The organism is Nonomuraea sp. NPDC050227 (assembly GCF_044459705.1).
GTDB lineage: Bacteria > Actinomycetota > Actinomycetes > Streptosporangiales > Streptosporangiaceae > Nonomuraea.
Map to the genome: position 1 here is coordinate 358,318 of NZ_JBITJF010000004.1, position 13,528 is coordinate 371,845.

General features: G+C 71.7%; 10 protein-coding genes. 5 read left to right on the plus strand and 5 right to left on the minus strand.

The genetic code is table 11. The annotated features are described in order from the left end of the window. Nucleotides 1-8 precede the first annotated feature (8 nt). On the plus strand, nucleotides 9-2,396 hold the full coding sequence (locus ACIBK9_RS18785) for a S8 family peptidase (RefSeq protein ID WP_397159610.1): 2,388 nt from the start codon (nucleotides 9-11) through the stop codon (nucleotides 2,394-2,396). Between the two features lie 53 nt (nucleotides 2,397-2,449). Then, entirely contained in the window at nucleotides 2,450-6,199 is a 3,750-nt protein-coding gene (locus ACIBK9_RS18790) for an SGNH/GDSL hydrolase family protein (RefSeq protein ID WP_397159612.1), read from the plus strand. Nucleotides 6,200-6,274: 75 nt separating this feature from the next. On the opposite strand, the gene ACIBK9_RS18795 is transcribed toward ACIBK9_RS18790, so the two are convergent. Then, nucleotides 6,275-7,291: a nuclear transport factor 2 family protein gene (locus tag ACIBK9_RS18795; protein ID WP_397159614.1), complete on the minus strand. Its 1,017-nt coding sequence runs from the start codon at nucleotides 7,289-7,291 to the stop codon at nucleotides 6,275-6,277. A 182-nt stretch (nucleotides 7,292-7,473) separates the two neighbouring features. On the opposite strand from ACIBK9_RS18795, the gene ACIBK9_RS18800 reads away from it, so the two are divergent. Beyond that, on the plus strand, nucleotides 7,474-9,069 hold the full coding sequence (locus ACIBK9_RS18800; RefSeq protein ID WP_397159616.1) for a sensor histidine kinase: 1,596 nt from the start codon (nucleotides 7,474-7,476) through the stop codon (nucleotides 9,067-9,069). A gap of 104 nt (nucleotides 9,070-9,173) precedes the next feature. On the opposite strand, the gene ACIBK9_RS18805 is transcribed toward ACIBK9_RS18800, so the two are convergent. Both ACIBK9_RS18805 and ACIBK9_RS18810 read right to left on the minus strand, forming a co-directional pair. After that, nucleotides 9,174-9,491, minus strand: a complete 318-nt coding sequence (locus ACIBK9_RS18805; protein ID WP_397159618.1) for an esterase/lipase family protein — start codon at nucleotides 9,489-9,491, stop codon at nucleotides 9,174-9,176. Between the two features lie 81 nt (nucleotides 9,492-9,572). Next, nucleotides 9,573-10,646, minus strand: a complete 1,074-nt coding sequence (locus ACIBK9_RS18810) for a twin-arginine translocation signal domain-containing protein (RefSeq protein WP_397159620.1) — start codon at nucleotides 10,644-10,646, stop codon at nucleotides 9,573-9,575. Nucleotides 10,647-10,878: 232 nt separating this feature from the next. On the opposite strand from ACIBK9_RS18810, the gene ACIBK9_RS18815 reads away from it, so the two are divergent. Beyond that, nucleotides 10,879-11,460, plus strand: coding sequence for a hypothetical protein (locus ACIBK9_RS18815; protein ID WP_397159622.1), 582 nt, complete (start codon nucleotides 10,879-10,881; stop codon nucleotides 11,458-11,460). A gap of 66 nt (nucleotides 11,461-11,526) precedes the next feature. On the opposite strand, the gene ACIBK9_RS18820 is transcribed toward ACIBK9_RS18815, so the two are convergent. Beyond that, nucleotides 11,527-12,309, minus strand: a complete 783-nt coding sequence (locus ACIBK9_RS18820; RefSeq protein WP_397159624.1) for a helix-turn-helix domain-containing protein — start codon at nucleotides 12,307-12,309, stop codon at nucleotides 11,527-11,529. Nucleotides 12,310-12,395: 86 nt separating this feature from the next. Here ACIBK9_RS18820 and ACIBK9_RS18825 point away from each other — a divergent pair, with 86 nt between their 5' ends. Next, entirely contained in the window at nucleotides 12,396-13,238 is an 843-nt protein-coding gene (locus tag ACIBK9_RS18825; protein WP_397159626.1) for an NAD(P)H-binding protein, read from the plus strand. A 31-nt stretch (nucleotides 13,239-13,269) separates the two neighbouring features. Here ACIBK9_RS18825 and ACIBK9_RS18830 read toward each other — a convergent pair whose 3' ends face one another. Next, a complete protein-coding gene (locus ACIBK9_RS18830) occupies nucleotides 13,270-13,488 on the minus strand; it encodes an EF-hand domain-containing protein (RefSeq protein ID WP_358298026.1) in 219 nt (72 codons plus the stop codon). Nucleotides 13,489-13,528 lie beyond the last annotated feature (40 nt).

The window sequence follows — 13,528 nt, forward strand, 5'->3', positions numbered from 1 at the left end:
GAGTGCACATGAAGCAACCCCTGGTCCGCCGCCTCATCACCGCGGCCGCCGTCATGACGGCCCTCATGACGGCCCTCGTCGCGGCGCCGCCCGAGCCGTCGCAGGCCGCCTCGGCGGCGGCGGCCGGCCCCCGCGTGGACCCCGGGCTGGCGGCGAAGCTGTCCGCGGGCGGCGAGGTCCGCGTGAACGTGGTGACGCGGGACCGCGCCGGCCTGTCCGCCGCGGCCGCCGCGGCCGGCTCCGGACGGGTGATCCAGACGCTGTCGCGATTACCGGTGCTCACCGTGCGCGCCGGCCGCGCGGAGGTGGACCGGCTGGCGGCCCAGCCGGGCGTGGTCAGCGTGTCGGAGGACGTGCCGGTCCCGCCCACGCTCGCCGAGAGCGTGCCCCTCATCGGCGCGGACCGCACCCGGGAGGCGGGGCTGACCGGCGAGGGCAGCGCGGTGGCCGTCCTGGACTCGGGTGTCGCGGTTCACCATCCGTTCTTCGGCGGGCGCGTCGTGGCCGAGGCGTGCTTCTCGCCCAGCGACGCCGCCTACGGAGCCTCCAGCCTGTGCCCGGACGGCGCCGACCAGCAGGAAGGGCCCGGAGCGGCGGACGCCGACAGCGGGCCGTGCGCCTACCTCGACTGCGCCCACGGCACGCACGTGGCCGGGATCGTCGCCGGGCAGGAGACCGGCGACGCGGCGGGCGGGGTCGCTCCGGGGGCCGGCCTCGTCGCCGTTCAGGTCTACAGCAGGTTCGACTCCTTCTCCTACTGCGGGAGCGCCGGGCCGCCGTGCCTGCTGAGCTTCGTCAGCGCCCAGCTCGCGGGGATGGAGAAGGTCCTGGACCTGATCGACGAGGGCGTCCCGGTGGCCGCGGTCAACCTCAGCCTGGGCAGCGGCAGGTACACCTCCCCGTGCGACGACGATCCGCGCGGACCCGCGATCGACCGGCTGCTCGCCGCCGGGGCCCTCACGGTGGTGGCCGCGGGCAACAACGGCTACACCGACGCCGTCAGCGCCCCGGCCTGCGTCTCCTCCGCCGTCGCGGTGGGCAGCACCACCGACCAGGACGAGGTGTCCTCCTTCAGCAATCGCGGCCCGCTGCTGGACCTGTTCGCCCCCGGGACGGACATCGTCTCGTCGGTGCCGGGCGGCCGGTGGCAGTCCATGAGCGGCACGTCGATGGCCGCCCCGCACGTCGCCGGAGCTCTGGCGGTGCTGCGCCAGGCGCGTCCCGACGCCACGCCGGCCGAGATCGAGGCGGCGCTGAAGGACACCGGCAAGCCCATCGCCCACGGCGGCGGCAGCACTCCCCGCATCCAGCTCGACGAGGCCGCTCTCGGCTCCGCGGCCCGCCCCGGCCCGCACCAGCTCTTCCAGACCCGCACCCGCGTCCTCGGCAACGTCCAGATCAGCGCGAACTCGACGTTGACCGTCCCCCTCGCGGGCGTCGCCGGGCTCCCCGCCGACGGCATCGCCGCCGTCGCGGTCAACATCGCCGCCAAGGGCGACTTCTTCAACACCGGCTCGCTGGCCGTCTACCCGTCCGGCGAGCCCGAACCGAAGGGCGACGTGCTGTTCTACGACGCCGGCCGGTACGCCTCCACCATGGTCGTGGCGAAGGTCGGCGAGGACGGCGCGCTCAAGCTGGAGAACCGCAGCGGCCAGGCCGTCCGCGTCTATCTCGACGTGCACGGCTACACCCTCGACCACGCCGCGTCCGACGTCGGCGGCACCTACCACCCGGTGGCGCCGTCGCGGATCGCCGACCGGGTGCCGGTCGCGGCGCTGGGGAATCTCGAACTCACGACGCCCGGCCTGCCCTCCCCGCAGAGCGTCGCCCTGACGGTGCTGGTCAAGAGCGCATCCACCGGCACGATCCGGGTCTATCCCGCGGGGGACGCCTTCCCGGCCGACGCCAACGTGGACTACCCCGCCAACACCCCTGTGCAGTTCTTCACCATCGTCAGGCCCGGCGCCGACGGGAAGATCAATCTGCACAATCTGGGCGGCGGCGCGGCCGAGGTCTCGGTCGAGGTGAGCGGCTACTACACCGCCGCCGAACGGGCCTCACTCGTCAAGGCGATCGCCCCGGTCCGGGTCGGCGACGGCGTGACGGTCGCCGCCGGCGGCACGTACGTGCTGCGTCCCTCCGGCGGCGACATCCCCTCGGCGGGCGTCACGGCCGTCGGCGTCGCCGTCACCGCCACCGGGACGGCGAACGGCACGGTCGAGGTCGTCCCCTCCGGCAGCGCCACCGGCGTGCGGACGGTCGCGTACACGGCGGGCCGGAGCACCGTCGGCTTCGCCACGGCCGCGCTCCGCCCGGACGGCACGGTCGTGCTGAGGAACACCGGCACGTCCCCGGTCAAGATCTCGGTGGACGTCTACGCCTGCTTCACCGGCTGAGCCCCAGGTTCTGCGGTTCCGTCTGCCATCCGCCACCCCCCTTGGAGCCCGTCATGAACAGACCCACGATCAGAGCGCTCGGCATCGGCGCGGCCGCCGCGCTGCTCACGGCCGGGCTGACCGTTCCGGCGGGCGCGGCCGCTCCGCCGGACACCCCGCCGCCACAGGAGCCTTCCTCGTCGGTGGCCCCGGCCGAGCGGGACCGCGTGCTGGCCGCGGACTGGCGTACCTCGCCGGACCTCGCCTGGACCACCGAGGGCGACGCGACCGGCTTCCACCTGCTGACGGCCGAGGAACGCACCGGCTACACCTGGCGCACGCTGGCGACGCTGAGCGAGCCCGGCTTCGAGACCGACCGCTGGATCGGCAACGTCTGCTTCACCGCCTCCGGCAGGAAGGCGGTGGCCGTGTACGCGCCGCGCGCCTTCACCAACCAGGCGGACCTGTTCGACCGCGGCGCCTTCACCGCGCTCATCGACGTGCCCACCGGCAAGGTGACCAAGCTGCCGATCCACTCCTCGCTCGCCTACTTCAACCCCGGCTGCGGCCAGGGAGAGCGCAGCGTGATCACGCAGGCCAGGGGAGGGGACCAGCCGGGCGGCCCGCCGGCGCGCACCCGGCTGTCCGTGCTCGACGCGGCCTCGGGACGGATGGCCGCGCCCGTCGAGCAGGCCGGGCAGATCACGTCCGCCATCCCCGTGAACGGCGGCATCGTGGCCGCCGCCGGCAGCAGCCTGCGGTTCCTTCCCGCGCGCGGGGAGCCGCGCGACCTCGCCAGGGCGGCGTCGGTGCCGTTCAGGCTGGCCGCCGACGCCGGCGGCGGCGTGGTGTTCATGGAGCACCAGGGGGACGTCGCCCGCGTGCGCCGCGTGCCCGTCGCCGGGGGCGAGGCGGCGGAGCTGGCCTCGGGGCCGCTCACCGAGGTCGACGTGCGCGCGGGCACGGGCGGGAAGGTGTTCCTCACCGGAAGCCTCACGACCGCGCGGCCGCTGCCCGCCTCGGTGACCCGCGTGGACGTCCCCGCCACGGCCCGGCTCTCCTCGCACGGGCGGCTGGCCGTCCTGCCGCAGACGCGGCCCTCGATGGGATCGGGCCGGGAGCCGTCCGCGGAGTGGGTGCGGTCGATGACGTCGCAGCGCCCCGACGAGCCCCAGGTCGTCCATCTGAAGACCAGGATCACGACCACCGGCAGGGAGACCGGTTTCACGGTACGGACCTCGGACGGCGTGCCCGACACCGGCACCGCCGCCGCCGGCACCGGTGCCCTCGCGGTGACGGCCGCCACGTCGATGACCGGCACCGTCGACACCGGCGCCTACTGTTCCGTGCCGCGCAACGATCCGTACACGCAGGTGTACCAGCCGACGCCGCGCCAGGTGGAGTGGGCGGCGGACCAGGCGGTGGTCGGCAACCTGACGATGCTGCGCCCGACCGGCTGGAAGCAGTCGGGCCTGACGCAGTGGCGGCCGCAGGGCGAGTTCCCGCCGCTCTCCCTGGCGGGCGGCGGCCGGGTCCCGGTACAGGTGTTCCTCGGCATCATGTCGCAGGAGACGAACCTCTGGCAGGCCACCGGCCACGTGCTGCCGGGAAGCACCGGCAACCCGCTGATCGGCAACTACTACGGCCGTGAGCTCTACAACGACGACCCCTCCGACGACTGGGTGATCAACTGGGACAAGAGCGACTGCGGGTACGGCATCACCCAGATCACCGACGGCATGCGCAAGCAGGGCCACGAGCGTCCCTGCAAGCCGGACGAGAACTTCTGCGAGGTCGCGCTGCCCGCCTGGCAGCAGCGGGAGATCGCCGTCGACTACGCCACGAACATGGCCGCCGGCCTGCGCATCCTCCAGGACAAGTGGAACCAGACCCGCAACGCCGGGCTGATCCACAGCAACGGCGACTCGGCGTGGCTGGAGAACTGGATCTTCGCCATCTGGGCCTACAACTCGGGCTTCCACCCCGACCAGCACGACGGCTCGCCGTGGGGGGTGGGCTGGGCCAACAACCCCGCCAACCCCGTCTACCCGGCCAACCGCCACTTCTTCAACAGCAACCCGCACGACCCCGCGGAGCCGCAGCTGTGGCCGTACGAGGAGAAGGTCATCGGCTTCGCCGCCTACTCCATCTCCACCCCGGACGGCCCCGGTTTCCGTCCCGCCTGGTGGGTCAGCGTCGAGGACCGCAACGCCGCCAAGCCGCTCGTCTCGTCCTTCTGCGAGCCGGGCAAGAACGACTGCGACCCGGGCGACGCGGCCGCGCCGTGCAAGCACAAGGACGCCTCCGGCCAGTACGACCTGAAGTGCTGGTGGCACACCCCGACGTGGTACCGGATGTGCGGCAGCGGCGTGTGCGGCCACGAGCTGCTGCGCTTCGACACCTCCTATCCCGAGCAACCCGACGGCACCCACAACGCGCCCAACTGCTCGCTCAGCGGCATCCCGGCCAACGCCTACGTCGTGGACGACGTGCCGTCCTCGGTGCCGATCGTGCGCTCGGGCTGCAGCAGGACCTGGGGCAACTACGGCTCGTTCACGCTGTACTTCAACGAGACCGAGCCCGCGCCGTACGTCTCCAGAGTCGACTTCCACCAGCTCGGCGGCGGCTTCGGCGACCACTTCTGGTTCACCCACACCAGGGACGCCACCAACGCCGGCCAGCTCAAGTTCGGCGTCACCGGCATCTGGCGCCCGCCGAGCTCCATGACCGGGTGGACGCGCATCAAGGTGCACATCCCGGAGATCGGCGCGCACACCCAGCTCGCCGACTACGTCATCGATCCCGGCGGCAACGCCCCCACCCGGCACCGGGTCGTGGGCCAGTACTGGCAGAAGAACACCTGGGTGGACCTCGGCGTGTTCCACCTCGACTCGGGCGCCAGCGTGTCGCTCAGCAACCTGACCAGACGCGAGGAGGGCCGCAACTGGGACTGGGACATCGCCTTCGACGCCATGGCCTTCATCCCGACGACCAAGCCCAAGGTCGACTATGTGGGCCTCGGCGACTCCTACTCGGCCGGGCAGGGCAACGAGCCGTACGACGAGATCAGCAACTTCACCCTCGGCACCCGCGGCTCGACCTGCCACCGGTCCAAGGCCGACGCCTACGCGCGGATGATCAAATGGCCCGGCTCGTCCGCCACCATCGAGAGCGAGGCGCGCACCGGCAACGGCACCACCGGCTTCGCCCTGCTGGCCTGCTCGGGCGCCCAGACCAAGCACGTCGCGGGCGACGCGTACGCCAACGGCGAGCCGCCGCAGATCGACCAGGGCTACCTGGACGCCGACACCGATCTGGTGACCCTGTCGATCGGCGGCAACGACGCCGGCTTCTCCGACGTCATCAGCCGCTGCACCGTCGGCCTCAACTGCCGTGACGACAGCACCGAACGGGCCATCGCGGCGCTCGACGGCCCGCTCACCGACACCTTCACCAAGATCCACCAGAAGGCGCCGAACGCCCGCGTCATCGTCCTGGGCTACCCGCACCTGTTCAACGTGCAGAACGAGGCGCCGCTGACCTGCATCAGCTCCCTGCGCATCGGCCAGCTCGACGCCCTGTGGCTCAACGATATGACCGACCGGATGAACGCCGTCAGCGCGGCCGTCATCGCCCGCCTGCGCCAGCAGGGGGCCGACATCTCCTTCATCGACCCGGTGCCGGCCTTCACCGGCCACGCCATCTGCGACAACGACCCGTACGTGCGGGCGATCGACATCACCACCGACGGAGCCTCCTACCACCCCAACCCCGCGGGCCAGCGAGCGTACGCCGCGCTGGTGCAGTCCGCACTGAACGGCTGACCGGAAGGCGGCGGAACGCGTCGCCGGGCGGGCGCAGGCGGGGCCTGCGCCCGCCCCCTGATCAGGACCCGATGGCTACCGCAGCCTGCCGTACAGCTCGGCGATCCTGGCTTCGTCGGCGACGAGCGGCAGCTGGTCGAAGGTCAGGGTCCAGCCGTTCGAGACGCCGCCGGTGTCGTCGACGCGCTCGACGATGCCGAAGCTGATCGCGTCGGTCTGGCCCTTGGGCAGGAGCGTGCCGTGCCATTCCAGATAGGTCGCGCCGTTGACCTTCACGGCTTGCCCCGGCTCCAGCCGGACATCGCTGACCTGCGCGAAGAACCTGTTCAGGTAGGCGAGCTTGCCCTGCGTGGTGCGCAGCGTGCCGCCGTTCAGGCCCGGGGCGGACAGCGGCGCACCGGTGAGCCGCGCCGCCAGGGCCTGCGCGTCCTCGTCGTTCCACGCCTTGGCGCGGGCGACGAGCTCGTCGGGGCCGAGGACCGGCCTGCGGACCTGGTCGGGGCTGCCGCCGTCGGCGACGCCGGCGAACAGGTCGGGCAGCTCGGGGGCGAGCGGCCTGAACAGGGTGTGCCGGTCGTAGTAGCGGCGGCCTTGCACGACCTTGCCGCCGTCGGTCAGCTGGACCCGGTAGACCGCGTCGTAGGCGACCTCGTGTCCCTTGACCGTGGCCTCGTTGCGCGCTTCGAACATCACGGCGGGACCGTTCACAGCGACGCGCGTGCCTCGGAACCGGAAGTCGGGGATCAGGCTGAGCGTTCCGCTGATCGACCTTCTGATGGCCTCCTCGCCCTGGAGCAGCGGAGTGCTCGCCTTGGCCGGTTCCCACAGCGTCGCGTCCTTGCACCAGAGGTCGACATAGGCGCCCACCCGGTCAGGGGTGGTGACCTTGCCGAACGTGATCTGCCGCTTGACGAACGCGCAGGCGTTGGGCGACACCCAGCCGCTGATGGAGGAGACCTCCGCCCGCGCATCGGCGCAGCCGGCCGCTCGGTCCCAGCCTTCCTCAGTGGCCTGCGCCGGGCTCGCGATCGTGCACAACGCCATCACCGTGCCGACCGCGAGCCCCCTCCCCGCCAACCGCGTCGTCTTCATGACCAGCCCTTTCGACGTTCTTTCAGGTGACACGGAAATTAGGCCGATCCGCTGCGCGGCGAATCTGTCGACGTGACGGTAGTCGGGCGTTCGGCCGGCGCCGGCTCGACCGGCCAGTAGGAGGAGGGGGTCTCCTCCTACAGGAGTATCGATCTCCGGAACCGCCTGGATACCGTTGACGCATGCGATGGCGTGGCAAGGCGCTGGATGTCCTGCTCGTGACGGCCGCCATCGGCTTCGACGTCCTGACCACCTGGCACACCTGGGGGACCGCGTCGGCGCCCGTGGTGATCTGCGGCGCCTTCTCCGTGCTGGCCGGGGCTCCCATGGGGCTCCTGCGGCGGTGGCCGGTGGCGGTGGCCGGCTACCTGGCGGGGCTGCTCGTCCTCACCGACCAGCTCGGCGCGTTCACCGTCAACACCGTGCAGATCCTGCTCCTGGCGGCCCTCGGCGTCGTCGCCCACCGGACGCGGCCGCTCACCGTGACCTGCTCGGCTCTGGTCGTGGGCGTGGCCACCGCGGTCAACCTGGCCGATCCCGCCCACCCCTTCACGGCCAACGCCTGGTGGTACTGCGCCGGAGCCGTCGTGCTGCCCGTCCTGATCGGCGTCTACCTGCGCGGCCCGGCCGGACGCCTGCCCGAGCGCGACGTCACTCCGGACGTGCTGCTGGCCGGCGGCGGGCTCACCCTGACCGTCCTGAACACCTGGACGGGCTGGGACACCGCCGGCGGGCCGGTCTGGGTGGCCGCGTCGGTGGTGGTGCTCGCGGGCCTGTCCCTGGGCGTCGCGCGGCGGCTGCCGGGGCTGGTGTTCGTCCTTCAGGTGGTCCTCATGCTGCTGGCCGACCGGTACTTCGAGGAGGCGACGGGCACCTGTGTCATGCTCGCCCTGGTCGCCGTGGGCGTGTTCGCCATGCGCGTGGCCTCCTGGCTCTGGACGTTCGTCGTCCACCTCGTCGCCGTCCTCGCCATCGCCGCCGTCACCGCCGCGCCGGCCGACGCCGGGTCGCAGCCGACGCGGGTCCTGGCGCTGATGACGCTCGTCGTGGCCCCCGTGGCGAGCGGCCGCTACCTGCGGGCCCGGCAGGCCGCGAACCAGGCGGAACGGCTGCGCCGTCGCGAGTCGCAACAGCGCGCCCTGGCTCAGGTGCGTGCCGACCAGCTGGCCGAGCGCGAGAGCATCGCCCGCGAGATGCACGACATCGTCGCCCACCACGTCGGCGCCATGGTCCTGCGCGCCGGCGCCGCCCGCTACGCCGACCCCGGCGGGCCCTCCAGCCAGGCGCTCACCGACATCCATGACGCCGGCCACCAGGTGCTCGAAGACCTCCGCGGCCTGCTCGACCTGCTGCGTGACCCCGACAAGCAGCCCGACCTGCTGGCCGACCCGGCCACCGTGATGCGCCGGTCGGCCGAACGCATGAGCGCGGCTGGGCTGCTCGTCGAGCTCGACATCGGCCCCGAAGTGGCGCGGGCGCCTCTGATGGCCCGCGCCTCGGCCGCCCGGATCGTCCAGGAGGGGCTCACCAACGTGCTCAAACACGCGGGGGCGGGCACCTGGGTGCGGGTGAGCCTCACCGCGGCCCCCGGCGGGCTGGCCGTCGAGGTGCGCAACGGCCGCCCAGCCGCCGCCGTGCTCAGCCTGCCCTCCTCCGGGCAAGGGCTGCGCGGCATGCGCGAACGCGCCCACGCACTCGGCGGCACCCTCACCGCCGGCCCGGCCGAGGACGGCGGCTGGCTGCTCACCGCCCTGCTGCCCACCCGGCACGCGGCGTGATCCACCCGGCCTGGACATCGGGCGAGCTCAGCGCCGAGCCTCTCTCCCGGTCGGCGTACAGACGGCGGCGAGCAAGGACCGCCTGGTCTGGTTGACCAGGCGGCTCAGCTCCTGCTCGGCCTCGGCGTCCGGCAGGTCGCCGTAGAGCGAGGTGCGTGGCCGGTCGATGAGGGGGAACAGGCCACTCGTGTCGTCGGGATGCCTCCGTAGGAGTGGGCGAGCAGCACGATCGGGCCTTCGACCGCGGCCAGTTCCCCGGCCAGCACGGCGGCGTCGTCGTGCATGCCCGCGGTGGGACGTTCGCCGGCGCTCGGAAGCGCGGGCGTGCGCGTGGCGTAGCCGAGCGCGTGCAGCTCAGGCTCAAGCCTCGTCCAGGTGCTCGGCCGGTGCCAGGCGCCGTGGACCAGCATCACGGTGGTCATGAAGGGACTCCTAGGCTCCTAGGTGGTCGATGGGGACATGGGGTGTGTCGTGCCAGGGCTTTCCGGCGATTGCCCAGGGCATCAGCATGTCCGATCCTGGGCGTCGGGCGCGCGGCCGAGCAGTCGCAGGATCTCGCCGGACAGAAGCTCGTCCGGGCCCTTGAGGGCGTCGGCGAGTTTCGTGTCGGTGCAGAAGATCATCTCTGCTGCGATCTTGTCCTGCACGATCCGGGCGACGTTGTCCAGGGCGACGGGGATCGGCTTGGAGGGGAGCTCGGCCGTGGATATGTCGATCAGGTGGGTGTCGGCCTGCGCCGGGTCCATGAACTTCTTGATGATGAGGGAGTTCTGGTTCAGGGAGGATGTGGTCCAGATCGTGAAGACGACGACGTACAGGCCCTTCCACGCGTTGTCGCCGAGTTGTCCGCGCCAGCGGGTCATGATGTCCGCGACGCCTTCGATCTGCACCTTGGACGCCCAGTACATGTTGGTGCGGATGCTCGGATACACACTGCCCGAGTAGTCCTCGAAGGAATCCATGTCGAAGGAGCGGCTTCGTGTGGTGTGCGCGATGAATTCGCGTGACCTGTCGAGAATGTTCGCGCACGACTGCTGAAGACCAGGTGGAAGCCTCGCCTCGTCGAGTTGCCGCCGGGCCTTGGTCACCGTGGCGGAGACGTCCTGGAGCGGCTGGATCCAGCCGTCCGCCGGCCCCTTGAACGCGACCATGTCCAGGTCGTGCGGATCGATCCTGGCGCTCTGGAACGCCGGGACCTGCTTGGGCAGGTACGGGGCGATGACGGTGAAGATGCCCAGCGGGAGGTGCGCGATCGACTTCGCCAGCTCGTAGATCTCGTCGACCGGGTGCAGCGACTCCAGTACCCGCCCGTTCGAGACGAGGCTGTACAGGCCACCCCGATGGTCGTTCTGGACGACGACGACCGGGCTCAGGTGGTTGACGAGGCCGGCTTTCAGCGCGGCGTAGTTCCGCCGCGTGTCGGCGTTGACCGCACGGATCGCGTCGCGTGCCGGTCGTAGTCCGGCCGCGTCCGACGGGGATGTGCCGGCACGTGCGACGGGCAGGACGTTGCCGCCGAGCAGCGTCGTCGCACCGGCTGCGGTGGCGGTGCCGAGGAACGTTCTGCGTGTGACCACTGTCTGACCTGCCTCTCCAGAGCCGCCGTCCGCCGCAGCGCCGACGAGATCGTCCGCCGACGCCAGGCCCTTCGTCGCACCGTCACTCCCACTCCGGCCCGAGGTGTCCTGGATCGGAATGTTGACTTAATGTTTGTGTATGGTAACGGTAAGTAGCGAGTTTCTGGGTTCTCCAGCCCGGGACAAGTGAGTTCCGACAACCGTGGTCATTGCGTCGTAGGCAGGAGAGGGAATGTCCATCCTCAAGGGCGTTACGCCGGTCGTGTCCGCCTCGCGCGCGCTTCGGTTCGCCGCGATGGCGATCGGCGGCCTCGCGCTGCTCATCCCCATGTTCGCCGCCATGCTCGTCCCGGCCGCGACCGGCGCACGCGCCGCGATCGGGATCACCAAGTGCACTGGTTCCCAGACGGTGACCTACACCCCCGGCCTCACCGATCAGCCCCGGGAGGTCACGGTCAGCGGGACAGCCCCTCTGCTCGACTGCGTCTCCACCAGTGATCCCACCATTGTCCAGGCCACGTCGACCTTCTCCGCGACAGGGACGTTCTCCTGCACCTCCGGCACGAGGGCCGGAAGCCGGAAAATCACCTGGAACAACGGCAACACCAGCACGCTGTCCTCCACCTCCACCGTCTCGCTCAACGGCGCCGAAACCGTCGTTCTGATCAAGGGCGTGGTGGTCGACGGCGAGTTCAAGGGAGCGCAGTGGACCGGCACGTTCGCCATGTTCAGCACGAAGCCTCTGGCCTGTCTCACCACGCAGGGGCTCGCCGGCGTCTCCGGCCCGCTCACCCTGAGCATCGGCTCCCTGTGAAGCGGCCGGACTTCGGCGGACACCGCGCCCGGGTGAACCAGGGGAACCGACACCGCCGCCGGTGGGTCAGCAGGGCTGGAGGGCGGGCAGGCGGCCCTGGAAGAAGGCGGCCGGTGTGACGCCCATCAGCGTACGGAACTCGGCCGTCATGTGGGACTGGTCGTAGTAGCCGGTGGCCGTGGCCAGGTCGGCCCAGCGGCCGTCGGCGCGACCGAGGGCCAGGGCCTTGCGGACGCGTTCGATGCGTTCGTAGCGTTTGGGCGACAGGCCGACGGCGTCGGCGAACAGGCCGCGCAGGTGACGTTCGCTGACGGCGAGGTGGCGGGCGAGCGCGGGCAGCGGTTCGCGTCGCGCGCCCGTACGACCGCGCAGCGCCCGGACGGCGGCCTGGACCAGTTCGCGCCTTGCCCCGTCCGTCGAGATCCTGGCCGGCAGCGCCGCCGCCAGGCGCCGGAGCACCAGGCCGTGGTCGCCGCCCGCGCGCCTCAGGGCGGCGATCAGCGGATCGCAGGAGTCGCCCCACAGGTCCCCGAGGCGGACCACCCGGTCCACGACCTCGCTCACCGGGACGCCGAGCAACGCCCTGGTGGCGCCGGGACGCAGCCGCAACCGCAGGCAGAACGGGAGGTCCTTGCCGACGTGGTACGAAGCACGGGTGCGCGGGCCGATCACGAGCAGGTCGCTGTGCCCGGCGCGGGACGTACGGAAGACCAGGGACGTGCCGGGGTCGGGGAGGTGCACCAGCGGCGGCCGCGCACCCGCCGCGGGATCCTCCGCCCTCAGCACGCTCACCGCCTCGACCAGCGGGCGCAGACCGTCCGGCACGGTCATCGGGACCTCGATGCTCATGACCACACCGTAGCCGCGCCGCAGGCTGCGCACGTGTGCCGAAAGTTCCTATAAAGGCTGGTGGGCGGGGCGGCAGAGTGAGCCGCATGATTGTTGTCACAGGTGCCACGGGCACGGTCGGCGGTGAGGTGGTCCGGCTGCTGGCGGGCCGGGGTGAGCGGGTCCGGGCGATGACGCGGGAACCGTCGAAGGTCAAGGTGTCGCCGGAGGTGGAGGTCGTACGGGGGGATTTCGACGATCCCGGGTCGTTGGCCGCAGCGGTGCGCGGCGCCGACGCCGTGTTCCTGCTCAGTGCCCCCGGCCCGTGGCTCGCCCGGCATGACGAGGCGATGGTCGTGGCGGCGCGGGCCGCGGGAGTGCGGAAGGTGGTGAAGCTGTCGGCGATCGGCACGGGAGAGGAGCACGGCGGCGCCAAGGTCGGGGACTGGCATCGGGCCGGTGAGCGGGCGTTGCGCGCGAGCGAGCTGGACTGGACGGTGTTGCGGCCGTCCAGCTTCGCCTCCAACGCCTTGCGGTGGGTCGCGCAGGTCCGGCTCGGGCGGCCGGTGCCGAACACGACGGGCCGGGGCAGGCAGGGGGTCGTCGATCCGCGGGACGTCGCGGAGGTGGCGGTGCGGGCGCTGACGTCCGACGAGCACGTGCGGTCCGTCCTCACGCTGACCGGGCCCGAACTGCTCAGCGTCCCGGACATGGCCGAGGTGCTGGGGGAGACGCTCGGACGGCCCGTCGAGACGGCGGACGTGCCGCTGGAGGTCTACCGCGCGCAGCTGATCGCCGCCGGGACGGATGCCGAGTTCGCCGACGTCGCGGTCGACGGCTCCCGGCTGGTGGCGCGGGACGGCAACGCCCGGCTCACCCCTGACGTCGAGCGGGTGCTGGGACGTTCACCCCGTACGTTCCGCATCTGGGCGGCCGATCATCTGCGGTGACGCCGGCCGCCGGGTCAGGGCGAGTGTGCCGTCACCTGTTCCAGGCCACCAGGAACTCCGCCAGCGAGATGCGCCCGTCCACGTCCCCGTCGTGCTCGTCCGAGGCGTGAAAGATGGAGTCGAGTTCGGCCGCGGTGACCTCCTCGCCGCGGGCGTTCATGGCGAGCGCGAACTCCTCGCGGGTGATGTAGCCGTCCCGGTCGCGGTCGAACTCCCTGAACGTGGCGGCCGGGTCGTCAAGGTCTGGCATCGGTGACCTCTCCTTCGATGTGCGGACAAAGCAACATCGA

Excerpts from the sequence above, each read along its gene's own strand:
- ACIBK9_RS18785 (WP_397159610.1), top strand. The coding sequence starts at position 9 with ATGAAGCAACCCCTGGTCCGCCGCCTCATCACCGCGGCCGCCGTCATG.
- ACIBK9_RS18790 (WP_397159612.1), top strand. The coding sequence starts at position 2,450 with ATGAACAGACCCACGATCAGAGCGCTCGGCATCGGCGCGGCCGCCGCG.
- ACIBK9_RS18795 (WP_397159614.1), bottom strand. The coding sequence starts at position 7,291 with ATGAAGACGACGCGGTTGGCGGGGAGGGGGCTCGCGGTCGGCACGGTG.
- ACIBK9_RS18825 (WP_397159626.1), top strand. The coding sequence starts at position 12,396 with ATGATTGTTGTCACAGGTGCCACGGGCACGGTCGGCGGTGAGGTGGTC.
- ACIBK9_RS18815 (WP_397159622.1), top strand. The coding sequence starts at position 10,879 with ATGTCCATCCTCAAGGGCGTTACGCCGGTCGTGTCCGCCTCGCGCGCG.
- ACIBK9_RS18820 (WP_397159624.1), bottom strand. The coding sequence starts at position 12,309 with ATGAGCATCGAGGTCCCGATGACCGTGCCGGACGGTCTGCGCCCGCTG.
- ACIBK9_RS18805 (WP_397159618.1), bottom strand. The coding sequence starts at position 9,491 with ATGACCACCGTGATGCTGGTCCACGGCGCCTGGCACCGGCCGAGCACC.
- ACIBK9_RS18800 (WP_397159616.1), top strand. The coding sequence starts at position 7,474 with ATGCGATGGCGTGGCAAGGCGCTGGATGTCCTGCTCGTGACGGCCGCC.
- ACIBK9_RS18830 (WP_358298026.1), bottom strand. The coding sequence starts at position 13,488 with ATGCCAGACCTTGACGACCCGGCCGCCACGTTCAGGGAGTTCGACCGC.